The 21,435-nt window shown below is 58.6% G+C and carries 20 protein-coding genes; 12 read left to right on the plus strand and 8 right to left on the minus strand.

Annotation, left to right across the window (positions count from 1 at the left end; all coding sequences use genetic code 11):
• Positions 1-16 precede the first annotated feature (16 nt).
• The 7 genes from FQB27_RS04360 (at position 17) to FQB27_RS04390 (ending at position 8,728) form a co-directional block, all read left to right on the plus strand.
• Positions 17-601 (plus strand): DUF3035 domain-containing protein, encoded by a 585-nt coding sequence (locus FQB27_RS04360; protein ID WP_169559622.1) that lies wholly within the window; start codon positions 17-19, stop codon positions 599-601.
• 138 nt (positions 602-739) lie between these two features.
• Positions 740-2,101, plus strand: a complete 1,362-nt coding sequence (locus FQB27_RS04365; protein WP_206374296.1) for a M16 family metallopeptidase — start codon at positions 740-742, stop codon at positions 2,099-2,101.
• 2 nt (positions 2,102-2,103) lie between these two features.
• On the plus strand, positions 2,104-3,468 hold the full coding sequence (locus FQB27_RS04370) for a M16 family metallopeptidase (RefSeq protein WP_169559623.1): 1,365 nt from the start codon (positions 2,104-2,106) through the stop codon (positions 3,466-3,468).
• Positions 3,469-3,610: 142 nt separating this feature from the next.
• A complete protein-coding gene (locus tag FQB27_RS04375; RefSeq protein ID WP_169559624.1) occupies positions 3,611-4,804 on the plus strand; it encodes a glucose-6-phosphate isomerase in 1,194 nt (397 codons plus the stop codon).
• The gene (gene mutL / locus FQB27_RS04380; protein WP_169559625.1) at positions 4,801-6,642 is read left to right on the plus strand and encodes a DNA mismatch repair endonuclease MutL; all 1,842 of its coding nucleotides are present in this window, start codon (positions 4,801-4,803) and stop codon (positions 6,640-6,642) included. Before FQB27_RS04375 ends, mutL begins: the two co-directional genes overlap by 4 nt.
• A gap of 93 nt (positions 6,643-6,735) precedes the next feature.
• Positions 6,736-7,935 (plus strand): BaiN/RdsA family NAD(P)/FAD-dependent oxidoreductase, encoded by a 1,200-nt coding sequence (locus tag FQB27_RS04385; RefSeq protein ID WP_169559626.1) that lies wholly within the window; start codon positions 6,736-6,738, stop codon positions 7,933-7,935.
• Positions 7,928-8,728: a phytanoyl-CoA dioxygenase family protein gene (locus FQB27_RS04390; protein ID WP_169559627.1), complete on the plus strand. Its 801-nt coding sequence runs from the start codon at positions 7,928-7,930 to the stop codon at positions 8,726-8,728. The genes FQB27_RS04385 and FQB27_RS04390 overlap by 8 nt, the downstream gene beginning before the upstream one ends.
• 13 nt (positions 8,729-8,741) lie before the next feature.
• On the opposite strand, the gene rsmD is transcribed toward FQB27_RS04390, so the two are convergent.
• Genes rsmD through FQB27_RS04405 form a run of 3 tightly spaced genes read right to left on the minus strand, consistent with a single transcriptional unit; the run spans position 8,742 to position 11,180 of the window.
• On the minus strand, positions 8,742-9,311 hold the full coding sequence (gene rsmD, locus FQB27_RS04395; RefSeq protein ID WP_169559628.1) for a 16S rRNA (guanine(966)-N(2))-methyltransferase RsmD: 570 nt from the start codon (positions 9,309-9,311) through the stop codon (positions 8,742-8,744).
• A gap of 1 nt (position 9,312) precedes the next feature.
• Positions 9,313-10,464, minus strand: coding sequence for a pseudouridine synthase (locus tag FQB27_RS04400; protein ID WP_169559629.1), 1,152 nt, complete (start codon positions 10,462-10,464; stop codon positions 9,313-9,315).
• Entirely contained in the window at positions 10,461-11,180 is a 720-nt protein-coding gene (locus FQB27_RS04405; protein ID WP_169559630.1) for a gamma-glutamyl-gamma-aminobutyrate hydrolase family protein, read from the minus strand. Before FQB27_RS04405 ends, FQB27_RS04400 begins: the two co-directional genes overlap by 4 nt.
• A gap of 119 nt (positions 11,181-11,299) precedes the next feature.
• Here FQB27_RS04405 and FQB27_RS04410 point away from each other — a divergent pair, with 119 nt between their 5' ends.
• From FQB27_RS04410 to FQB27_RS04420, 3 genes are all read left to right on the plus strand, one after another.
• On the plus strand, positions 11,300-11,758 hold the full coding sequence (locus FQB27_RS04410; protein WP_206374298.1) for a nucleoside deaminase: 459 nt from the start codon (positions 11,300-11,302) through the stop codon (positions 11,756-11,758).
• Between the two features lie 50 nt (positions 11,759-11,808).
• Positions 11,809-13,011: an acyl-CoA dehydrogenase family protein gene (locus FQB27_RS04415; RefSeq protein WP_169559631.1), complete on the plus strand. Its 1,203-nt coding sequence runs from the start codon at positions 11,809-11,811 to the stop codon at positions 13,009-13,011.
• 126 nt (positions 13,012-13,137) lie between these two features.
• Complete coding sequence (locus tag FQB27_RS04420) at positions 13,138-13,365, plus strand: hypothetical protein (protein WP_169559632.1); 228 nt, start codon at positions 13,138-13,140, stop codon at positions 13,363-13,365.
• A 45-nt stretch (positions 13,366-13,410) separates the two neighbouring features.
• Here FQB27_RS04420 and FQB27_RS04425 read toward each other — a convergent pair whose 3' ends face one another.
• The 3 genes from FQB27_RS04425 to purD are packed head-to-tail and all read right to left on the minus strand — an operon-like array spanning position 13,411 to position 16,866.
• On the minus strand, positions 13,411-14,457 hold the full coding sequence (locus tag FQB27_RS04425; RefSeq protein WP_169559633.1) for a phosphotransferase: 1,047 nt from the start codon (positions 14,455-14,457) through the stop codon (positions 13,411-13,413).
• 46 nt (positions 14,458-14,503) lie between these two features.
• Positions 14,504-15,574 carry a phosphotransferase gene (locus FQB27_RS04430; protein ID WP_169559634.1) on the minus strand — a complete coding sequence of 357 codons (1,071 nt, stop codon included), beginning with the start codon at positions 15,572-15,574 and terminating at the stop codon, positions 14,504-14,506.
• Between the two features lie 11 nt (positions 15,575-15,585).
• A complete protein-coding gene (gene purD / locus FQB27_RS04435; RefSeq protein ID WP_169559635.1) occupies positions 15,586-16,866 on the minus strand; it encodes a phosphoribosylamine--glycine ligase in 1,281 nt (426 codons plus the stop codon).
• Positions 16,867-17,003: 137 nt separating this feature from the next.
• On the opposite strand from purD, the gene xseA reads away from it, so the two are divergent.
• Entirely contained in the window at positions 17,004-18,422 is a 1,419-nt protein-coding gene (gene xseA, locus FQB27_RS04440; protein ID WP_169560070.1) for an exodeoxyribonuclease VII large subunit, read from the plus strand.
• Positions 18,419-19,234: a M23 family metallopeptidase gene (locus tag FQB27_RS04445; protein ID WP_206374302.1), complete on the plus strand. Its 816-nt coding sequence runs from the start codon at positions 18,419-18,421 to the stop codon at positions 19,232-19,234. The genes xseA and FQB27_RS04445 overlap by 4 nt, the downstream gene beginning before the upstream one ends.
• 9 nt (positions 19,235-19,243) lie before the next feature.
• Here the strand turns inward: FQB27_RS04445 and FQB27_RS04450 are convergent, their stop codons facing one another.
• Positions 19,244-20,038 carry a 3'(2'),5'-bisphosphate nucleotidase CysQ gene (locus FQB27_RS04450; RefSeq protein ID WP_169559636.1) on the minus strand — a complete coding sequence of 265 codons (795 nt, stop codon included), beginning with the start codon at positions 20,036-20,038 and terminating at the stop codon, positions 19,244-19,246.
• Positions 20,035-21,390, minus strand: coding sequence for a TldD/PmbA family protein (locus tag FQB27_RS04455; protein WP_169559637.1), 1,356 nt, complete (start codon positions 21,388-21,390; stop codon positions 20,035-20,037). The genes FQB27_RS04450 and FQB27_RS04455 overlap by 4 nt, the downstream gene beginning before the upstream one ends.
• Positions 21,391-21,435 lie beyond the last annotated feature (45 nt).

The following is a 21,435-nucleotide window of genomic DNA, read 5'->3' on the forward strand; positions in this document are numbered from 1 at the left end:
TTTAGGGCTTCGGAATATGTTGAAATCTCGTGGAACCATCTGTTTTGCCTTGGCGGGGGCGTTGCTGCTGACCGGCTGTGAGGGAACAAAACAGGCGTTGGGTATTGATAACAAGAAGGCACCGGACGAGTTTGCCGTGTTGTCAAAGGCACCGCTGATTATTCCGCCGGACTTCTCCCTGCGTCCGCCCGCACCGGGCCAGCAGGGACCGCATGACTCGCTTGCCCGCAACAATGCCCGTGATAGCCTGCTGGGAACAACCGCCCGGCGGGATGTGGTAACGCAGCAGGAAGCTGCTGCCGCAGGTACCTCTGCCGGGGAACTGGCCTTGCTGCGTGAAGCCGCCGCCGAGGATGTGGATCCGTCCATCCGTCGCATTGTCGACGAGGAAACGGCAACCCTTGCTGAAGGGGATGAAAGCCTGCTGGAAAGCATCATGTTCTGGCAGAAGCAGCCGGAATACGGAACCGTCGTGAACCCGACCCTGGAAAAGAAACGCATCCAGGAAAATGCGGCCCTTGGAAATTCTGCGGCTGATGGCGAGGAAACCCCCATCATCGAACGGCGCAAGCGGGCCTTGCTTGAAGGCCTCTTCAACTAATTCCTGACACTAATCCGGGCCACCGCACCCCTTGCGGTGGTCACAGGATTGTCTCTTTCCTGTCTTAACACTTGCATCTTGCCACCAGAGGATTGATATCCTTAAGGTAAATGGATTGCTTGCCAGACGAGAGAGACGATGAAAAATTTAAAGCGTTCAGGGACCTTCTTCCTTGCCGGGATGATCACCAGTTTGGTGTTGTCCGGCCCGGTTCGGGCCACAGAGGATATCCCCACCCTGTTCGAGCCCGAAACGACCCTGCTTGAAAACGGGATGCAGGTCGTGGTTCTGGAAGATCATCGGGCCCCTGTTGTCACCCACATGGTCTGGTACAGGATTGGTTCGGCGGACGAGCCCAAGGGAAAATCCGGGATTGCCCATTTTCTGGAACATCTGATGTTCAAGGGAACAGACAAGGTGAAGCCGGGTGAATTTTCGTCAATTGTCGCCCGCAACGGGGGGCAGGACAATGCTTTCACGTCATACGACTATACCGCCTATTACCAGAATGCCAGCGCCGACAAGCTGCCCCTTTTGATGGAGCTGGAATCAGACCGGATGACAAACCTGCGCCTGTCGGAGGAGGCCGTTGGCGCGGAACTTCAGGTCGTTCTGGAGGAACGTTCGCAGCGGACAGACAATAATCCCGGTGCACAGTTTTCCGAGCAAATATCCGCCGCCCAGTTCTTGGCCCACCCATACGGAACGCCGGTCATCGGATGGCGAAGCGAGCTTGCGGCCCTGACCACCGAGGACGCGAAGGACTGGTACAAGGCCTATTATGCGCCCAACAATGCCATTCTGGTGGTTGTCGGGGATGTGAAGGCCGAGGCCGTTTTCGACCTTGCCCGTCAGTATTATGGCCCAAAGAAAGCGGCCCCCTTGCCCGAAAGAGCCCGGACGCAAGAGCCGCCCCAGTTGGCAAAACGTATTCTGGTAATGCGGGACAAAAGAGTGCGGGAGCCGTCATGGCAACAAGGCTATCTGGCGCCGTCTTCCCGTACCGGTGATATCCGCGAGGTGCGGGCCCTTGAGGTGCTGAACGAAATCTTGAGCGGCGGGGTGACAAGCCGCCTCTATTCCCGGTTGGTGGTGGATGACAAGATCGCAAGTTCGGTCGGCTCCTATTACCGATCCGGCTCTTTCGATCCTTCCACATTTACCTTTTACGGGGCACCGGCAAACGGTCACTCCGTCGACGATGTGGAGCAGGGCGTGAAAGCGATCCTTGCCGATGTTCTGGAGCAGGGGGTGACGCAGGAGGAACTGGACCGGGCAAAAGGCCAGATGATGGCCGCCGCCATTTATGCACGGGATGACATTTCCGGCGCGGCCAATATCTTTGGCGCGGCGCTGGCAACGGGCGAGAGCCTTGAGAATATTGTCAATTGGCCCCGTCAGATCAGCGAAGTGACGCTGGAAGAAGTCCATCAGGCCGCCCGGGCGCTGCTGGTTGAGGAACGGTCGGTTGTCGGCAAATTGCTGCCGGAGGGGAAATGATCATGAAAAAGTTGTTTGGAACCCTGTTGCCCGCGTTTCAGGGTGTGGTGTGTCTGCTGATCGTTCTTTCCGCGCCTCAGGTGCAGGCAAAAGCCTCCCAGATCGAAGAGGTTGTCAGCCCCGGCGGCATTCGGGCATGGCTGGTGCAGGAGAGATCCATACCGATTATCAGCATGGAGGTTGCGTGGCGGGGCGGGGCCTCGGTTGAGCCTGCCGAAAAGGCGGGACTGGCGACGTTGGTGGCCTCAACCATGGACGAGGGGGCCGGGGAGCTGGATAGCCGGGCGTTTCAGAAAGCCCTGTCTGAACTGGCGATCAGCCTGTCTTTTCAGGCGGGAAAGGACAGCTTTCAGGGCAGTCTGAAAACCCTGTCCAAAAACCGGGACGAGGCCTTCCGGTTATTCGGTATGGCCGTCACTCAGCCCCGCTTTGACGAGGAGCCGGTCAACCGTATCCGCAATCAGATTCTGGTGTCTCTGAACCGGGCCCTGTCCAGCCCCAACACCCTTGCAAGCCGTGCGTGGTTTCAGGAAGCCTTTCCGGATCATGCTTACGGAATTCCCTCCAAGGGAACGCTGGAGACCGTACCGGGCCTGAGCCGGGATGATCTGGCAGGATATGCAAAACGGATGATTGCCCGTGACAACATGGTGATTGCGGTCGTCGGGGATATCGGCAGCGAAGAACTTGGCAGGTATCTGGACGACATGTTCGGCACCTTGCCTGCGAAGGCCGATTACACGGCACCCAAAGCGGTTGAGCCCCGTTCAGAAGCGGTGGTTCGGATTATCGAGCAGGATATCCCCCAAAGCGTCATCATGTTTGGCGGGCAGGGGGTCAAGCGGGATGACCCTGATTATTATGCGGCTTATGTTCTGAACTATATTCTGGGCGGCGGCGGATTTGAATCCCGCCTGACCGAAGAAATCCGGGAAAAGCGGGGCCTTGTCTATTCCGTATACAGCTACCTGTATCCGTTTGAGGCGGCAGGGGTCCATATTGGCGGCATGGGCACGCGCAATGATGCGGCGGTCCAGGCACTGGGGCTGCTGAAAGCCGAGTTGGCGAAAATCCGGAAAGACGGGGTCAGTGACGCCGAACTGGCGGCGGCCAAAACCTATCTGAACGGGTCCTTTCCGTTGCGGCTGTCCTCCAATTCCAGGATTGCGGATATTCTGCTGTCCATGCAGTTGAGCCATTTGCCGCCCGCCTATCTTGGCGAACGGGATGCCCTGATCAATGCCGTTACCCCGGCAGATATCCGGCGCGTTGCCAAACGGTTGATGGACCCGGACAAACTGATCGTCGTCGTTGTGGGAAAGCCTGCAGGACTGTCTGAAACGATGCCAGAGGGCGAAAAACAATAGGCTGAACAGGGGTTCCTTTGTTAGGCTGTTGAGAAAGAACCAATAAGGGCGGCCGATGGCATATATACAAAACACGGATGCCTGTTTCGACAGGGGGGCAGGGCACAGGAATGATTGGGTCAAGACGGCATATTCCAAGGCCTTGATCCAGACTGAGTCCATTGCCCAGACACTGGGACAACTGATGAAACGGGGGCAGCTTCCCATCCTCACCCTGCCGGGAGAGGAGGAGGACCTGAAGGAGATCGAGCAACTTCCCCTTGTGACCGGGGATGACTATGATCATGTGGTTGTGGTGGGTATCGGCGGCTCCTCCCTTGGGGCGCAGGTGCTGGCCAGTATCGGACCCAAGACCCATCCCGTGCTGCATTTCTGGGATACGCTCGACTATCATGTGATGGCGCCGCACCTGACCGGGAACAATCTGGCGCGGACCGCTTTCCTGCTGATTTCCAAATCCGGCTCTACCCCTGAAATTTTGGCCCAGTCCCTGCTGGTGGTGGAGGCGCTGAACAAGTTCGGTGGCAAGGAGGCCGTCTCGCGGCAGGTTCTGGTGATTTGCGAGCCGGGGAGCAATCCTCTGGGCCGGATTGCCGACAAGTGGGGGATTAAAAGGCTCGACCACAATCCCGATGTGGGCGGGCGCTATTCGGTTTTCTCGGTGGTGGGCGCCCTTCCGGCGATCCTGGCCGGTATTGACATGCGCATGGTCCGGCGCGGTGCGAAAGAGGTTCTGGACAATACCTTCCGCACCGTGGATGCCGCGCCGCGTGTGGGGGCGGCCCTGCATCACGCGCTGCATGAGATCGCGGGGGTCAGCATGAATGTGATGATGCCCTATTCCAAGCAGCTGGAGCCCATGACCCACTGGTTCCGCCAGCTATGGGCGGAAAGTATTGGCAAGGAAGGGCGGGGGACAACCCCGCTGAACGCCCTTGGGCCCATTGATCAGCACAGCCAGTTGCAACTCTGGCTGGATGGGCCGAACGACAAGTTCTTTACCTTGATTATCAACAACGAACAGGATACCAGTCCCCTGATGGATGTAGGGCTGGCCAGCAATGATGAGGCGCTGGACTATCTCAAGGATCACCATATCAGCGAAGTGGTACAGGCTGAGGCCTCCGCCACGGCAGAAACATTGGCGATGCGCGGAAAATTCCTGCGCCGTATGGAGATCGGCAAACTGGATGAGCGAACCCTTGGGGCCTTGCTGATGCATTTCATGCTGGAGACCATTTTCGCCTGTTATCTGCTGGGAGTGAACCCCTTTGACCAGCCCGCTGTGGAAGACGGAAAGCGACTGACGAAAATGTATCTGAAAGGCAAGGCATGACCCTCCGCAAGTTGCCGGACAATATTGTAAACCAGATTGCCGCCGGGGAAGTTGTTGAACGACCGGCGTCTGCCGTCAAGGAACTGGTGGAAAATGCCATTGATGCCGGGGCAAGCCGGATCGATGTGGTGATGCGCAATGGCGGACGGTCCCTGATTTCCGTCACCGATAACGGGAAGGGGATGAGCACCGACGAGTTGGAGCTTTGCTTTGAGCGTCACGCCACCTCCAAGCTGCCGGATGATGATCTGGTCTTTATCCAGAATCTCGGCTTTCGGGGGGAGGCTATCCCCTCCATCGCGTCTGTCAGCCGGATGTCGATCACAACCCGGCAGGCGGATGATGAAAATGGATGGCGCCTGTCAGTTGAAGGCGGCCGCCGCGGAGAGGTCGAGCCCGTCGGCGCACCGCAAGGCACCCGGGTTGAAGTGCGGGATATTTTCTTTGCGACCCCGGCCCGTCTCAAGTTTCTGAAAACCGAACGGGCGGAATTTGGTGCGGCGCTGGATGTCATGCGGCGCCTTGCCATGGCTTATCCCGATATCGCGTTCACGCTGGCCGATGAAAACCGGGTCGCCCTTCGGGTGAATGCCGCACAAGGGGACCTTTTCGAAGCGTGGCTGGACCGGCTGTCCGCCATCATGGGACGGGAGTTCCGGGACAATGCCCTGAAAATCGAGGCCGAGCGGGACGGTGTGAAACTGTCCGGTTTTGCCGGTGTTCCCACCTTCAACCGGGGCAATGCGACCATGCAATTCATGTTCGTCAATGGCCGCCCCGTGAAGGACAAGCTGTTTACCGGTGCGGTCAGGGGGGCCTATATGGACCTGCTGGCCCGCAGCCGTCACCCGTTGCTGGCCCTGTTCCTTGAACTGCCGTCCGATCAGGTGGATGTGAACGTGCACCCGGCCAAGGCCGAGGTTCGGTTCCGGGATTCGGGGGGCGTGCGGGGCCTGATTGTGGGGGCGCTCCGAAATGCGCTGGCGGAAAATGGGCACCGGGCTTCCACCACCGTGGGGCGGGAGGCGCTGGGATCGTTCCAGCCGCAATCCGTGCCCCTGTCCCTGCCGCTTCAATCCCGCCCGTCCCAGCCGGTCAGTCATGGCAACTGGGCCGATGTCAGTCGGCAGCCCATCCCGGCGGGTCTGGCCTCGCGGGTTGAGGAATACCGGGCACCTTTGTCGCAATCAATGGCGCCATCCGCACCGACAGTGCCGGATACACCCGACCGTCAGGTGCAGGTTGGGGAATTGCAGGATTTTCCGCTGGGGGCGGCGCGCAGCCAGCTTCATGAGACCTATATCGTGGCGCAGACCCGGGACGGACTGGTTCTGGTGGACCAGCATGCGGCCCATGAACGGCTGGTGATGGAACGCATGAAGAAGGCCATGGCCGAAAAGACCGTACCGCGCCAGATCCTGCTGTTGCCGGATGTGGTGGAACTGGATGAGGTTGCCGCCGGGTATGTTGCCGACCGGGCAGAAGAACTGGCCGAGCTTGGGCTGGTGGTGGAGCCGTTCGGTGCCGGGGCCATCGTGGTGCGGGAGACCCCTGCGCTGCTGGGCGAATGCAATGTGAAGGGCCTGATACAGGACCTTGCTGACGATCTGGCGGAACTGGATTCTGCACTGGCCCTGAAAGACCGGATGGATGATGTGGTGGCGACAATGGCCTGTCACGGGTCTGTGCGTTCCGGGCGGCGTTTGACGGTTGATGAAATGAATGCCCTGCTTCGGGAGATGGAGGTAACCCCCCATTCCGGGCAATGCAATCATGGCCGCCCCACCTATGTGGAACTGAAGCTGCACGATATTGAAAAGCTGTTTGGTCGCCGGTAACCGTCCCTGACTGTCCCTCTAGGACTTGCAAGTTGGGGGAAGCCTGTCTAAAAGGCTGGTCAATCAGAGTATTTCAGAAAAATCGGTTGTTTGATGTCTTCTTCCAGTTCGCACAGTTTTGATGTTGTTGTTATCGGGGCCGGGGCGGCTGGCCTGATGTGTGCGATCGAGGCCGGAAAGCGGGGACGCCGTGTTCTGGTGCTGGAAAAGGCCGAGAAAACCGGAAAGAAAATCCTGATCTCGGGGGGCGGGCGGTGCAACTTCACCAACTTGTTCGCGGCCCCGGACCGGTATGTTTCAAACAATCGCCATTTCTGTAAATCGGCCTTGGCCCGCTATACCCAGCGGGATTTCATTGCGCTGGTCGAAAAGCACGGCCTGCACTATCACGAGAAAAAACTGGGGCAGCTTTTCTGTGACAGTTCGGCCAAGGATATTGTCGCCCTGCTGGAACAGGAATGTCAGGATGCCGGGGTGCGGATCTGGTGCAATGCGGGCGCGGAGGATGTCACCCGAATGGCTGAGGACGGACCCTTCCGGGTCACCGTCAATGGCGAGGCCATTCTTGCTCCGTCTGTTGTGATCGCAACGGGGGGCCTGTCGATCCCCAAGCTCGGCGCCAACGATTTTGCATTCAGGGTGGCCCGAAAATGCGGGTTGGAGATGACACCGACCATGCCGGGGCTGGTGCCCTTCACCTTTGAAGAAGTGGACCAGAAACGGTTTGAGGGGCTGACCGGGGTTTCCGCCGATGTGGCGGCGAAAACGGGCAAGACCATTTTCCGCGAGAATGTTCTTTTTACCCACCGGGGGGTGAGCGGCCCCGCCATCCTGCAGATTTCGTCCTTCTGGAAGCCGGAACAGCCCATTATCCTTGATTTCCTGCCGGACGAGGATTTCCAATCCCTGCTGCTGGCAGAACGCAAAGCCAATCCGAAAGGGCGGGTCATCCGGCTTTTGTCCCGTTTCCTTGCCAACCGGCTGGCCGAAAAATTGCTGGAGCCGCTTGGGAATATCCCGGAACTTGGTAACTGTTCCGACAAGCTGATCCGCAAGATAACCGCCGCCGTGAAAGAGGTCACAATCGTCCCCAATGGCACCGAAGGATACCGCAAGGCGGAAGTGACCGTTGGCGGTGTCAGCACATCTTCCCTGTCCTCCCGCACCATGGAGGCGAAGCAGGTTCCCGGCCTTTACTTCATCGGTGAAGCGGTGGACGTCACCGGATTTCTGGGCGGCTATAACTTCCAGTGGGCATGGTCTTCTGGCTTCGTGGCGGGTCAGAATGCCTAGCCGGGATCGGGCCGATTACTGGGCGGCCCTGTGCCCGGAACTGACCATCGGTCAGTCTTCCAGTCAGGGGCCGGTACCGTTTTCGGATGCAGATCTGGAACGGATTTCGGAAGTGTTCTGGGAAAAGGGGTATCTATACCTGCCGCCGCTGCTTGAGCGGGAGGCGTGCCGGGCGATCGCTCAAGGGATGAAGGCCCTTAAATCCGCCGGAGAGCCGGTGCCCTATATCTATTTGTTCGATCAACCGTGGCAGCTTTTTGAGCGCCTTCGGGTGTTGATCCGTCATTTTCTCGGGCCGGATTATGCGGTCCTGCCGAACCTGTGGGCTTGGTATCTGGATCAGCCGGGACAGGCAGGATGGCCGCCCCACCGGGATTGTTCATCGGAAACCGTGTTTGGTGCCGGGGCTGACCAGATATTGATGAGCCTGTCACTGTGGGTGCCGCTGGATCAGGCGACGGAAGAAAATGGTTGCATGTATGTGGTGCCAAGGCAGCAGGAGGCCCTTCTGCAAGAGCCTTTGACCACGGATAGCCTGATGCCCATCGCAACACCTCTGCCAGCGGATGCGGGCGCCGTCCTTGGCTGGCCGCAGGACCTTGTCCACTGGGGCGGGCAGTATGGGGAAGGGGCTGAAAACCCCCGGGTCAGTTTGTCGTTTGAGTTTCAGAGCAGCCATTTCGATCCGCTGGCGGAGCCATTGTTGCATACGGATCAGCCGCCAACATTCGCAGAGCGGCTGTCCCTGATCGAACAGCAGTTCGATAAATATCGGCATATCGCAGGCCTGTAGCCGCGATCCGGCATCAGGCGCTGCGTTTCAGGAAGGTCAGCAGGGCCGCGCCATATTTGCGCACATCCAGTGTTTCGAACCCGCTATAATCCGTGTTTTTCTCTTTCGAGGTTTGCTCGATGACAATAAGGGTTTCCGGTGAAATCCAGCCATTTTCGTTCAGGGCCTGAAGGCATGGATTTTCAAGAACCAGCCCATAGGGAGGGTCCATGAGGATCAGGTCCATGGCGCGAGCGGCGCGGCCGGGCCGGGTGCCATCCCGGTTAAGGATGCTGGCCTGACGCTGGCATCCCAAGGCGGCCACATTGGCCTTCACCAGACGAAGGCTGTCCGCATGATTGTCCATGAAGGTCACATGCTCCGCCCCCCGCGAGAGGGCTTCCAGCCCAAGCGCCCCTGTTCCTGAAAAGACATCCAGAACATGGGCCCCGATGGGCAGGGCGCCCCGGTCCGTTCTGAAACCGGACCCATGCGACAGGATATTGAACAGGGCTTCGCGGGTACGATCCCCCGTTGGCCTGATACGCTTGTCCGTGGGCAGGGCAAGTTTCTTGCCCCGGAAGGTGCCGCCGACAATCCGCATGTTATCGTTTCACCGGTTTTCTGCCGGGCTTGCCGGAAGGCTTCCCGGCCGGTTTCCCAAATGATTTACCCGTAGGTTTTCCCGCAGGTCTTCTGGCAGGTTTTCCATCAGGCTTACCAGCAGATTTCCCAAAGGGTTTTCCGGCTGGCTTGCCCGTGGGCGTTCCGACGGATTTGCCAAACGGCTTGCCTGAGGGTTTTCCCGCAGGTTTGCCTGCGGCCTGCCCGGACGCCTTTGGCCCGGATTTCAGGCCCAGCTTGCCTTGCGGGCGGGCGGTGGCACCTGTGCCTGTCGCCGCGTCCTTGCGGGCAGGCTTGGCGAAGGCTTTTCCGCCGCCGCCGGGGGCTCCCCTGCTGCGTCCGCGGGGGGTGTCCTCCCCTTCCGGTTCATCAAATTTCTCAACGCCCATCTGGTCGCGCAGAATGCGAGCCTTCACCTCATCCACGGCACCCGCTTCCAGTTCGCCCAGTTGCAACGGGCCATAGGAAACCCGGATCAGGCGACTGACCACGAAGCCAAGGGCTTCCATGACCTTTCGGACTTCCCGGTTCTTGCCTTCGCGCAAGGAAAGGGTCAGCCATGAGTTGGCCCCCTTGGTGCTGTCGAGAATAGCCTCGATCGGGCCATACTTGACCCCCTCGACGGTGAGGCCTTTGGCCAGTTTCTGCAGGTCCGCCTCTTTCGGGTGGCCGTGGACGCGAACACGGTATTTGCGCTTCCATCCCGTTTGCGGCAGTTCAAGCTTGCGGGCCAGTTCCCCGTCATTGGTCAGCAGCAGAAGACCTTCTGAATTCAGGTCCAGCCGCCCAACCGAGATCACCCGTGGCAGGTCTTCGGGCAGGTTGTCAAAAACCGTTTCCCGTCCCTTTTCGTCCTTGTGACTGGTCACCAGACCGGCCGGTTTGTGGTATCGCCACATCCGCGGGCGTTCCAGCCTTGGGATGTCTTCGCCGTCCACCGTGATCCGATCCGTATCGGAAACGGTGAAGGCCGGGCTGGTCAGCCGGGTCCCGTTTACAGAGACCCGCCCATCCTCAATCCACTTTTCCGCTTCGCGGCGGGAACACAGGCCAGCGCGGGCAAGGCGCTTGGCAATGCGTTCCTTCTTTTCGGTTTTGTCGGTATTCTCGGTTTTGTCGTTTTCCGTGCTCATTGGCCTGTCCGTGACGCATCAATAAAGGCGTCGAAAATCAATTTGTCCCCATCGGAGATGTAATATTCCGGATGCCATTGTACACCCAGACAGAACCGGTACCGGTCATCCTCGATCCCTTCAATGACGCCGTCGGGGGCAAGGGCATTGACGGTGATGTTGGCGCTGACGTCCTTGGCGGCCTGATGGTGGGCGCTGTTGACCGGCAGGTTGGTGGTGCCGACAATGCGATGCAGCAGGGTGCCTTCGCGAACGGTGACATCGTGTCCGGCTTCGGTCCGGGGGTTGGGTTGTTCATGGGCAATCGCGCTGCTGACTTCGTCGGGGATATGCTGGATCAGCGTACCGCCCAAAATCACATGCAGAAGTTGCTGGCCACCGCAAATACCAAGGACGGGCTTGTCCGCCGCCAGCATGCCTTCAGTGATGGCCCGCTCAAACCGGGTGCGGCGATCCTTGGTGATGACGGTCGCGTGCCTGCTGGTGGCGCCGAACATGGACGGGTCCACATCGAACGCGCCGCCGGTGACGACCAGACCGTCAAGGATGTCGCAGTAGCTGGCAGCGATTTCCGGCTCATGGGGCAGGGCAAATGGAATGCCCCCGCTGGCCGTAATCACGTCCGCGTAGTTCTGGCGCAGCGCATACCATGGCATGTTGGAGTAGCCGCCCGGATTTTCTGAATCAAGTGTGATGCCGATAACTGGTTTTTTCATGCCTTCTTGTAGTCTTAACCGGCATTTCCGTAAACTCAATAGCGCCGGGCCCGGCAAATATTTTGGGGGCAGGGATGTTCCCCCTTGACGGGTCCCGTCCGTCCCGACACTTTTAGGGCATGGATTTTGAACTGACAAACTATATGGAAACCGCCCTGCATTCGGCGGAAAGCGCTGCAAAACGGGGGGAAGTGCCCGTCGGGGCGGTTATTGTTGATTCAAAAACAGGCCGAATTGTCGCGACCACCGGGAACCAGATGGTCGGGCGCCATGACCCCACCGCCCATGCAGAGATGCTGGCCATTCGCGCCGCCGCCAACATGGTGGGCAGCCAGCGCCTTGTGGATTGCGATCTGTATGTGACGCTGGAGCCGTGCCCCATGTGCGCTTCTGCCATTTCGCTGGCCCGTATCCGCCGCCTGTATTTCGGGGCCTATGATCCGAAAAGCGGCGGGGTTGAGTTCGGCCCGCGAATTTATGATCATGCCACTTGCCACCACAAGCCGGAAGTCTATGGTGGGATCAGGGAAGAACGGGCCGCCGCCCTTCTGAAAGAATTCTTCGCGGAACGGCGATAGATAGAAAAACAAGAAAAAGACAAGAACAACAACAAGAAGAGGAAACAGTCATGAATTTTGAATATTCCGACAAGGTCAAGGATTTGCAGGCCCGTGTGCAGGCCTTCATGGATGAACATGTCTATCCGGCCGAGGAACTATTCGCCGAGCAGGTCAGTCAGGGCGACCGCTGGCAGCCGACAGAGATTGTTGAGTCACTGAAAGCAAAGGCCAAGGAAGAAGGGTTGTGGAACCTGTTCCTGCCGGAAAGTGATCGGGGCGCCGGTCTTACAAATCTTGAATATGCACCGCTTTGCGAAATCATGGGCCGGGTCCATTTCGCCCCGGAAGTCTTCAACTGCGCGGCACCGGACACCGGCAACATGGAAGTTCTGGAACGGTATGCAAGCGAGGAACTGAAAGAGCGTTGGCTGACCCGTCTTCTGGACGGTGAAATCCGTTCCGCCTTTGCCATGACAGAACCGGCGGTTGCCTCTTCTGACGCAACCAACATTGAATCCGACATCATCCGCGATGGCGACGAATATGTGATCAATGGCCGCAAGTGGTGGACATCCGGTGCCATGGACCCGCGCTGTGAAGTGCTGATCTTCATGGGCAAGACCGACAAGAGCGCACCCATCCACAAGCAGCAATCCATGATTGTCGTGCCGATGAACACACCGGGTATCAAGATTGAGCGATACCTGCCGGTGTTCGGCTATGATCATGCACCGCACGGCCATGCCGAGGTGTCTTTCACAAACGTTCGTGTGCCGGCGGATCACATGCTGCTGGGCGAGGGGCGCGGGTTTGAAATCGCACAAGGGCGGCTTGGCCCGGGACGTATTCATCACTGCATGCGCCTGATCGGTGTAGCAGAGCGTGCGCTTGAGAAAATGTGCCTGCGCACCAAGAGCCGCGTTGCCTTTGGCAAGCCGGTTGCCGAACAGACCGTAACACTGGAGCGGATCGCAGAATCCCGCGCCATGATCGAACAGGCCCGTCTGCTGACCCTGAAGGCCGCCTATATGATGGATACGGTTGGCAACAAGCAGGCCCGGGCGGAAATCGCCATGATCAAGGTGGTTGCCCCGAACATGGCCTGCAAGGTCATTGACTGGGCCATTCAGGCCCATGGCGGCGGCGGTGTTACCAGCGACTTCGGTTTGGCCGCAGCCTATGCCGGTGCCCGGACCCTGCGTCTTGCGGACGGCCCGGACGAGGTTCACCGCAACCAGATCGGTCGTCTGGAATTGAAAAAGTACGACTGATCCTGACGCATCGATTGTATTTTGGAAAGCGTGTCCCATTGGGGCACGCTTTTGTCTTTGCGCCGCCCGGATCGGTCTTATATACAAACTGTTCCAAGGCAAATATCAAACTATAGGATTGCACGCATGATCAAGGCACTGGGCTGGACGACCGTCGCGGTTACCGTCGTTGTCGCTGGCTTTTTCTTTCGATATGACAGCCTTGACCCCTGTGAATGGATGACGCAGGAACTGGCGCAATATACTGGTGTTCCGGGTGTTTCCGGTCTGGGCAGTACGGCCAACATGATGATGGATACCGGGCAGTGCCTTCAAAATTGGATGGACCTGCGGGTCAAGGGGGCAGAAAAATAGGCCGGAGGTTTCCCCCGGCCTTTTTTTACGTTTTCACAACGCGTGTTATTTTCCGGTAATTTCGTTCCAGCCAAGGGTGGAAAGCATCTTGGCGAAGTCACCATATTGGGTTGCCCGGGCTGAACTGGCATTGCCATCCAGCCCCCGCTTGTAAACCCCTTGCACAATCGAGGCGAGGCGGAAGAACGAGAAGGCCACGTAGAATTCCCAGTTTTCAATGCCATCGCGGCCTGTCCGGCGGCAATAGGCATCGATATATTCCTGTTCGGTCGGAATGCCGGTCGCGGCAAAATCCGTATTGACCAGACCGCCTGACGCCGGGTGCATGAAATGATAGGTCATGCAGTTATAGGCCAGATCCGCCAGCGGGTGCCCCAGCGTACAGAGTTCCCAGTCCAGAACCGCAACCACTTCGGGCTTGGTCGGGTGGATGATCATGTTTTCCAACCGGTAATCGCCATGGCAGATGGTGGTGGTGTTATCGTCGGGCATATTTTCCGGCAACCACTTGATCAGGTTTTCCATGGTTTCAACCACTTCGGTTTCAGCCGCACGGTATTGCTTGGTCCAGCGGCCCACCTGACGTTCGAAATAATTGCCTTTTTTACCGAAATCACCCAGTCCGGCGGCATCCACATCCACATTGTGCATTTTGGTCATGGTGTCATTCATGGCATCGTAGATGGCAGCGCGCTCAGTCGGGGAGACGCCCGGAATTTCCGGTTTGCGAATGATGCGGCCTTCCACCTTTTCCATGACATAAAACGGGGTGCCGATAATGTCCGGGTCTTCACACAGGCAATAGGTGCGGGCCACAGGCACATCCGTTGCCTGCAGGGCGCTCATGATGCGGTATTCCCGCTCCACGGCGTGGGCTGAGGGCAGCAGAACCCCTGGCGGCTTCTTGCGCATGACATATTCGCGCTCTGGTGTGCGTAGCAGGAAGGTCGGGTTGGATTGGCCGCCTTCAAACTGATGAATGGTCAGGGGGCCTTTGAAATCCTCTACGTGGGTGCTCAGATAGTCGACGAATTTTCCCTCGTCAAACTTGTGCGCCTCCCGAACGGGAATGACATCCGCATTGTCGCTCATGTAGTTCGCCTTTTTTGGTCGTTGTTTGTTCTTCTTGAAGGGGGCCTTACGATCCCCCGATAATCTTTTCTACCTGTTCCCATCCTCGAATGGCAAGCGGTTTGGCGCGTTGCCCCATGTCGCGGGCATGGGGGCTGGAGGCGGTCCCATCAACAACCCGCCCCATGATCCCCTGCAGGATGGCAGACAGGCGGAACATGTTGTACGCCATATAGAAATCCCAGTTGGGGATATGGTCGCGGCCAGTTCGCTGGCAATAAAGGGCGACATATTCCTGTTCCGTGGGGATGCCAAGGGCCGGCAGGTCCAACCCCTTCAGGCCCCGGAACAGTTCCGGCTCCAGCCGCCATGTCATGCAGTGATAGGAAAAATCGGCCAGCGGGTGTCCCAGCGTGGACAGTTCCCAGTCCAGCATGGCAATGACCTGCTTGCTGTCCCGGTCCAGAATGGTGTTATCCAGCCGATAGTCGCCATGGACAATGGCGGTTTCATCGCCCGGCGGGATGTTGTTGGGCAACCATTCGATCAGGTTGTCCATGGCCTCGATCTTTTCTGTCTCGGAGGCTTTATACTGTTTGCTCCAGCGGTTGATCTGGCGGGCAAGATAGTCCGTGCTCTTGCCGAAATCCTCCAGCCCGACGGCCTTGTAATCCACCTGATGCAGGGCGGCGAGGCTGGCATTCATGGAGGTGAAGGCCGCAGTTCGCTGGGCCGGTGTGAAATGGGGCAGGGCCGGGTCCCATTCGATATCCCCATCCACAAAATCCATGACATAGAACATGGTGCCGATCACCGTCTCATCCTCGCACAGGCAGTAGGTGCGCGGGACCGGAACCGGGGTATCCCGAAGGGCCGTCAGGACCCGGTACTCCCGATCCACCGCATGGGCGGAGGGGAGCAGTTTTCCCGGCGGCTTGCGCCGCAGGACATATTTTTTACGGGGCGTTTCCAGAAAGTAGCTGGGATTGGACTGGCCGCCCTTGAACTGGCTGACCGTCAGGGGGCCTTCAAACCCTTCCACAGTGTCTTTCAGATATTTCTCAAGAGCGGTTTCATCAAACCTGAAACGATCCTGAACGCCCGTTGTACCTGAAAAGTCGGAAGAGCTTGAAGACATGAGTTTTCCCCTTATTCTTGTTGTTCCCGTTCTACTGCACGCCAACCAATATCTTTTCGGCAGAAACCTTCCGGCCAATCGATTTTGTCGATGGCCTGATAGGCTGTTGCCTGTGCTTCGGCGACGGTTTTCCCTGTTGTCGTCACGCCAAGCACACGCCCGCCGGTTGCCAGTATGCGGCCATCCTCCCGTTTGGTGCCCGCGTGCAGGATGGTAGTATTGGCTGTCTTGCCAGCTTCTTCAAGACCTTTGATCTCGGTTCCCTTTTTATAGTCGCCGGGATAGCCGTTGGCGGCCATGACAACCACAAGGGCAGGGTCCGCTGTCCAGTCCAGCCGGATATCGGACAGGGTGCCATTGGCGGTCGCCATCAGGGCGGGCAGAAGGTCCGTGTCCAGGCGGGTGCAAAGGACCTGACATTCCGGATCACCGAAGCGGACATTATACTCGATCAGTTTCGGGCCTTCCGGGGTGATCATCAAACCCGCGTACAGAACACCGGTATAGGGGCGCCCCATGTCATTCATGGCAGCGACGGTCGGCAGGATGATGGTGTCGATAGTGGTCTGGATCAGGGCGTCGGTCATGACCGGTGCCGGGGAGTAGGCCCCCATGCCGCCGGTATTAGGGCCGGTGTCGCCGTCGCCGACAGCCTTGTGATCCTGTGCGGTGGCCAGCGGCAGGATATTTTCGCCATCGGTCAGGACAAAGAAGCTGGCTTCTTCGCCGGTCAGGAATTCCTCGATCACGATTTCCGCACCGGCACCGCCGAACATGCCGCCCAAAACATCATCCACGGTGGCGTTGGCTTCCTCAAGGGTCTGGGCGATAATGACACCCTTGCCGGCGGCAAGGCCATCGGCCTTGATGACGATCGGCAGGGACTGGGTTGCCAGATATTCCTTGGCCGCAGCGGCATCGGAAAACCGCTCATAGGCGGCGGTCGGAATGGAGTAGTTCCGGCACATGTCCTTCATGAAGCCCTTGGAGCCTTCCAGAATGGCGGCGTTGGCACGGGGGCCAAAGGCGGGAATGCCGGCTTCGGACAGGGCGTCTACCAGACCTTCAACCAGCGGGGCTTCCGGCCCGACGACCACAAAGCCGATGGTCTTTTCCCGGCAAAAGGCAATGACGTCATCATGGTTTGAGCTGTTGAGGGAGATGCAGGTTGCAACCTGTTCGATGCCACCGTTGCCCGGTGCGCAATAGAGTGTGTCCAGCAGGGGGGAGGAGGACAGTTTCCAGCACAGGGCGTGTTCGCGGCCGCCCGAGCCAATAACCAGTACATTCATGGCGTTTGTAAAAATTCCTGTTTCGTTGCCCGTGAGGGAGAGTGTAGAGTTTGTAGCATACTGAAGGATCGATAGAAACAGAACGATCGCTAGAAACAGAATGAAGGCAGGTTGTGTCAGAGTCACCATTCCAGGGGATGTCCAACATCCACGAATATACCGTTTCAGAATTGAGCGGCGCTCTCAAGCGCACCGTTGAGGACCAGTTCGGGCATGTTCGCGTGCGGGCAGAGATTTCAGGCCTGAAGCGGGCCGCGTCGGGCCATGTCTATCTGGCTCTGAAAGATGAGCGGGCCGTTCTTGACGGGGTGATGTGGAAGGGGCTGGCCCAAAAACTGACCTTCCGGCCTGAGGATGGTCTTGAGGTGATCTGCACGGGCAAGCTGACCACTTATCCCGGCCGATCAAAATACCAGATTGTCATTGAGGCGATGGAACCCGCCGGGGTTGGTGCCCTGATGGCGCTGCTGGAGGAACGCAAGCGCAAACTGGCCGCAGAAGGCCTTTTCGCGCCGGAGCGGAAACAGCCGCTGCCCTATCTGCCGCGGGTGATCGGGGTGGTGACCTCGCCCACCGGGGCGGTGATCCGGGATATCCTACACCGGCTGCGGGATCGCTTTCCGACCCATGTTCTGTTATGGCCGGTACTGGTGCAGGGGGAAACCGCTGCGGCACAGGTGGCGGCGGCGATCCGGGGCTTTAATGCGCTGGACCCGGAGGGGCCGATTGCCCGCCCGGATTTGTTGATCGTGGCGCGGGGCGGCGGAAGCCTTGAGGATTTGTGGGCCTTTAACGAGGAAGAAGTGGTTCGCGCCGCCGCAGAAAGCCAGATTCCCCTGATTTCAGCCGTTGGGCACGAAACGGATACGACCCTGATCGATTATGCGTCTGACAGGCGGGCCCCGACCCCAACGGCGGCGGCGGAAATGGCGGTGCCGGTCCGGTCCGAATTGCTGGCCTATGTGGAGGATCTGGACAGGCGCAAGAAACGAAGCCTGTCCCGCTCGGTCACGGAAAAACGAGAACGGTTGACAGGATTGGCGCGGGGCCTGCGGGATCCCCAGTCCATGATCGCCGAGAAAACGCAGCACCTCGATCATCTGGATAGCCGCCTGCGGCAGTCGGTGACCAATTCACTGGTCCTGAAGCAGCAGCGGTTCTCTGGCATCCAGTCCCGTCTCCGGCGGGAGATGCTGGACCGGACCTTCCAGATACAGGGCGACAGGCTGAATGAATATCAGCGGCGGATGACCGGGGCCATGACCATTCGGCAGGAGCGGGCCGGAAGCCGCCTGAGCGCAACCGCACGGATGTTGGAAAGCCTTTCCTTCAAGCGGGTGTTGAGCCGGGGGTATAGCATTGTCCAGAATGAGGATGGGCAGGTCATTTCATCGATCGGGAACGTGTCTGAGGGAACGGTGGTGGATATCACCTTTGCCGATGGCACCGTGGATGCGGTGATTGGGAAAGGCGGAAAAATCCAGAAAACCGCGAAGAAAAAGCCGTCAAATCCTGCCCCTGCGGCACCGGCACCAAAACAGGGGACCTTGCTATGATGCGGTTTGTGTTGGCGGCAGCTCTGGTTATCCTGTCCTCGTTCGGGGCAGTTGCAGGGCCTCTCTCGTTGGAGGGGAATTTCGTACAGGGCGGATTGGTGTTCGGGAAAACGGCCCCGGATGCGGAGGTCCTGTTTGAGGGCAAGGCGGTCCGGGTTTCCCCGGAAGGTCATTTTGTGGTTGGCTTCGGTCGGGATTTCAAGGAAACCGCCGCGTTGCAAATACGGGTGCCGGGACAACCGGTCCTTGAGCGCACCCTTCAGGTCGCAAGGCGGACCTATGCGACAGAAAAGGTGGATGGGCTTCCGCCTTCGAAAGTCACCCCCAGCCAGAAATTTCTGGATCGCATCCGCCGGGAAAATGCGGAAATTGCCCGGATCAGGGCGATGGATACGGATCAGGAATGGTTCCTGTCCGGTTGGGACTGGCCCGCAGAAGGCCGGATCAGCGGTGTGTATGGAAGCCAGCGTATCCTGAACGGTATCCCGAAGCGGCCTCATTTCGGGCTGGATGTGGCGGCCCCTGTGGGAACGCCTGTTTATACCTCGACCGATGGGGTGGTTCGCATGACGGAGCCGGACCTTTATTACACGGGCGGCACGATCATGATCGACCACGGGCATGGCCTTGTGTCCGTCTATTCCCACCTTGAACGATTGCATGTGAAGGTGGGGGATTTCGTGAAGAAGGGAACCCTGATCGGGGAAATCGGTGCCACCGGCCGGGCAAGTGGCCCGCATCTGGACTGGCGTCTCAACTGGTTTGGGGAACGTCTTGATCCGCAGCTTCTGGTCGGGGCAAAGCCGGACTAGGCCGCGGGATCAGCGCGGTTTGTAGTCTTTTAGCAGATCCATCAGGGTTGGATGCAGGGCCTTGCCGCTGGAAATGACGGTTCGGTGCAGCGGCTTTTTCTTGTTGTAGATCAGCCGCTCCCCTTTTGTGGTGGTGGAAATACCGCCGCTTTCCGACAGGATCAGGTCCGCTGCGGCAATGTCCCAATCGCTTTTCGCAGAAAGGGACAGGGAGGCGTCATACTGGTGGTCGGCCACAACCACAATCCGGTAGGCGATGGAATTGATGTGGCTGAATTTTGCACTCGGTGCATCCTCAAGCCAGTTATGCCATTCAAACGCCTGACGGCTGGCCAGAAGACGAGCCCCTTCAAGGTCCGCCTTGGGGCTGCAGATCAGCTTTTCCCGGTTCAGGAACGCCCCGTGTCCCTGCAATGCCTCAAACATTTCACCGGTCACTGGGTTCAGGACTGCGGCGCAAACCGGTACGCCATCCTCGACAAGGGCGGCGGCGATGGTGAATTCCGGCTTTCCGGCAATGAACGACCGTGTGCCGTCAATGGGGTCCACAATCCAGACCCTTGATTTGGACAGGCGGTCCGGATCATCGGCGGTTTCCTCTGACAGCCAGCCATAGGATGGATGGGATGCCAGAAGACGTTCCCGCAAATAGGTGTCGATGGCAAGGTCGGCTTCACTGACCGGGTCGCCGGGTTTCTTGTCCCAGCTTTTCAGGTCGCTTTTGTAAAATTTAAGGGCAATCTTGCCCGCCTCCTGCACCGCGTTTATCAGTTCGCGGTGCTCGGCTTTGAACCGGTGTGTCACGTGCCTGCAACCATCATGCCGTCAATGCGCAAGGACGGGGCGTTGGTGCCAAAACGGAAGGTCAGGTCATCCGCCGGGGTAAGGTTCAGGAACATATCCTTCAGATTGCCTGCGACCGTCAGTTCAGAGACGGGGAAAGCAATCTCGCCATCCTCGATCCAGAAGCCGGAGGCCCCCCGGCTGTAATCGCCGGTAACGCCATTGACGCCAAACCCGATCAGGCTGGTGATATACAGGCCGGACTTGATGTCCTTGATCATGTCGGCAAGGCTGATGTCACCCGCTTCCATATAGAGGTTGGTGGTGGAGGAACCGGGCGGGGAGGCTGTGCCCCGTGACGCACGGCCATTGCTGGTCAGGTTAAGCTGCCGGGCCGAGGCGGAATTGAGGATCCAGCATTGCAGGGCACCCTCCTTCACAAGGTCAAGACGGTCGTTGGCGACGCCTTCCCCGTCAAAGGGTTTTGAGGCGGCGCCCCGGATACGATGGGGATCATCCACGATATTGATCGCCGGATTGAAAATGGTCTCGCCCATGCTGTCTTTCAGGAAGCTGGTCCCACGGGCAACAGCGGCCCCGGAAATGGCCCCGGCAAAATGCCCCAGAAGGCTGCTGGAAACGCGGTCACTGAAGACCACAGGAACCTTGCCACTTGGCATCTTGCGGGGGTTCAGGTTGCTGACGGCGCGCTCTCCGGCGGTTCGGCCGATTTCCTCGATATTCCTGAGGTCGGCAAAATGCCGTTTGCTGTCATAATCGTGATCCCGCTCCATCTTGGTGCCTTCCCCGGCGATGACGGACACCCCGGCGGAAAAGTTGGAAGACGAATAGGCCCCGGTAAACCCGCCCGATGTGGCCAGTGCAATGCTGGAATGACCAAAGGAGGCGCTGGACCCTTCGGAGTTGGTGACGCCGTCGATGGACAGGGCCGTTTCCTCGGCGGTGCGGGCCATGTCGATCAGGGTTTCGTTGGACAATTCCTGCGGATCATAAAGATCAAGATCGGGGATGGAACGGGCCAGCAGGGCCGGATCGGCCAAACCGCAATAATCATCCTCTGGCATGTTGCGGGCCATGGAAACGGCCCGGTCCACCAGTTCATCCAGAAGTTCCGGTTTTGTGTCGTTGGAGGATACAAACGCCTGCTTCTTGCCAAACAGGACCCGAAGGCCAAGATCATGGGCTTCGGACCGTTCCACTTCCTCCACGTCGCCAAGACGCCATGAGATACCGGTTGAGATTCCCTGAACCCGAACGGCATCTGCGGCATCCGCCCCTTTGGCGCGGGCCTTTGAGATCAGCTCATCCAGAATGTTCAGCGAGTTTTGTTCGTTTTTGCTGTAATCGGTCATGATACCCTGAAACTTGGCGACGAAAAATTAGGTGACCCCGCACCT

The organism is Sneathiella chinensis (assembly GCF_012720115.1).
Lineage (GTDB): Bacteria > Pseudomonadota > Alphaproteobacteria > Sneathiellales > Sneathiellaceae > Sneathiella > Sneathiella chinensis.

Bases quoted from the DNA above. Each gene is read 5' to 3' on its own strand.
- FQB27_RS04455 (WP_169559637.1), bottom strand. From the start codon at position 21,390: ATGACCGATTACAGCAAAAACGAACAAAACTCGCTGAACATTCTGGAT.
- FQB27_RS04430 (WP_169559634.1), bottom strand. From the start codon at position 15,574: ATGTCTTCAAGCTCTTCCGACTTTTCAGGTACAACGGGCGTTCAGGAT.
- FQB27_RS04425 (WP_169559633.1), bottom strand. From the start codon at position 14,457: ATGAGCGACAATGCGGATGTCATTCCCGTTCGGGAGGCGCACAAGTTT.
- FQB27_RS04385 (WP_169559626.1), top strand. From the start codon at position 6,736: ATGTCTTCTTCCAGTTCGCACAGTTTTGATGTTGTTGTTATCGGGGCC.
- FQB27_RS04410 (WP_206374298.1), top strand. From the start codon at position 11,300: ATGGATTTTGAACTGACAAACTATATGGAAACCGCCCTGCATTCGGCG.
- FQB27_RS04445 (WP_206374302.1), top strand. From the start codon at position 18,419: ATGATGCGGTTTGTGTTGGCGGCAGCTCTGGTTATCCTGTCCTCGTTC.
- xseA (WP_169560070.1), top strand. From the start codon at position 17,004: ATGTCCAACATCCACGAATATACCGTTTCAGAATTGAGCGGCGCTCTC.
- FQB27_RS04420 (WP_169559632.1), top strand. From the start codon at position 13,138: ATGATCAAGGCACTGGGCTGGACGACCGTCGCGGTTACCGTCGTTGTC.
- FQB27_RS04415 (WP_169559631.1), top strand. From the start codon at position 11,809: ATGAATTTTGAATATTCCGACAAGGTCAAGGATTTGCAGGCCCGTGTG.
- purD (WP_169559635.1), bottom strand. From the start codon at position 16,866: ATGAATGTACTGGTTATTGGCTCGGGCGGCCGCGAACACGCCCTGTGC.
- FQB27_RS04365 (WP_206374296.1), top strand. From the start codon at position 740: ATGAAAAATTTAAAGCGTTCAGGGACCTTCTTCCTTGCCGGGATGATC.
- rsmD (WP_169559628.1), bottom strand. From the start codon at position 9,311: ATGCGGATTGTCGGCGGCACCTTCCGGGGCAAGAAACTTGCCCTGCCC.
- FQB27_RS04390 (WP_169559627.1), top strand. From the start codon at position 7,928: ATGCCTAGCCGGGATCGGGCCGATTACTGGGCGGCCCTGTGCCCGGAA.
- FQB27_RS04360 (WP_169559622.1), top strand. From the start codon at position 17: ATGTTGAAATCTCGTGGAACCATCTGTTTTGCCTTGGCGGGGGCGTTG.
- FQB27_RS04400 (WP_169559629.1), bottom strand. From the start codon at position 10,464: ATGAGCACGGAAAACGACAAAACCGAGAATACCGACAAAACCGAAAAG.
- FQB27_RS04370 (WP_169559623.1), top strand. From the start codon at position 2,104: ATGAAAAAGTTGTTTGGAACCCTGTTGCCCGCGTTTCAGGGTGTGGTG.
- mutL (WP_169559625.1), top strand. From the start codon at position 4,801: ATGACCCTCCGCAAGTTGCCGGACAATATTGTAAACCAGATTGCCGCC.
- FQB27_RS04405 (WP_169559630.1), bottom strand. From the start codon at position 11,180: ATGAAAAAACCAGTTATCGGCATCACACTTGATTCAGAAAATCCGGGC.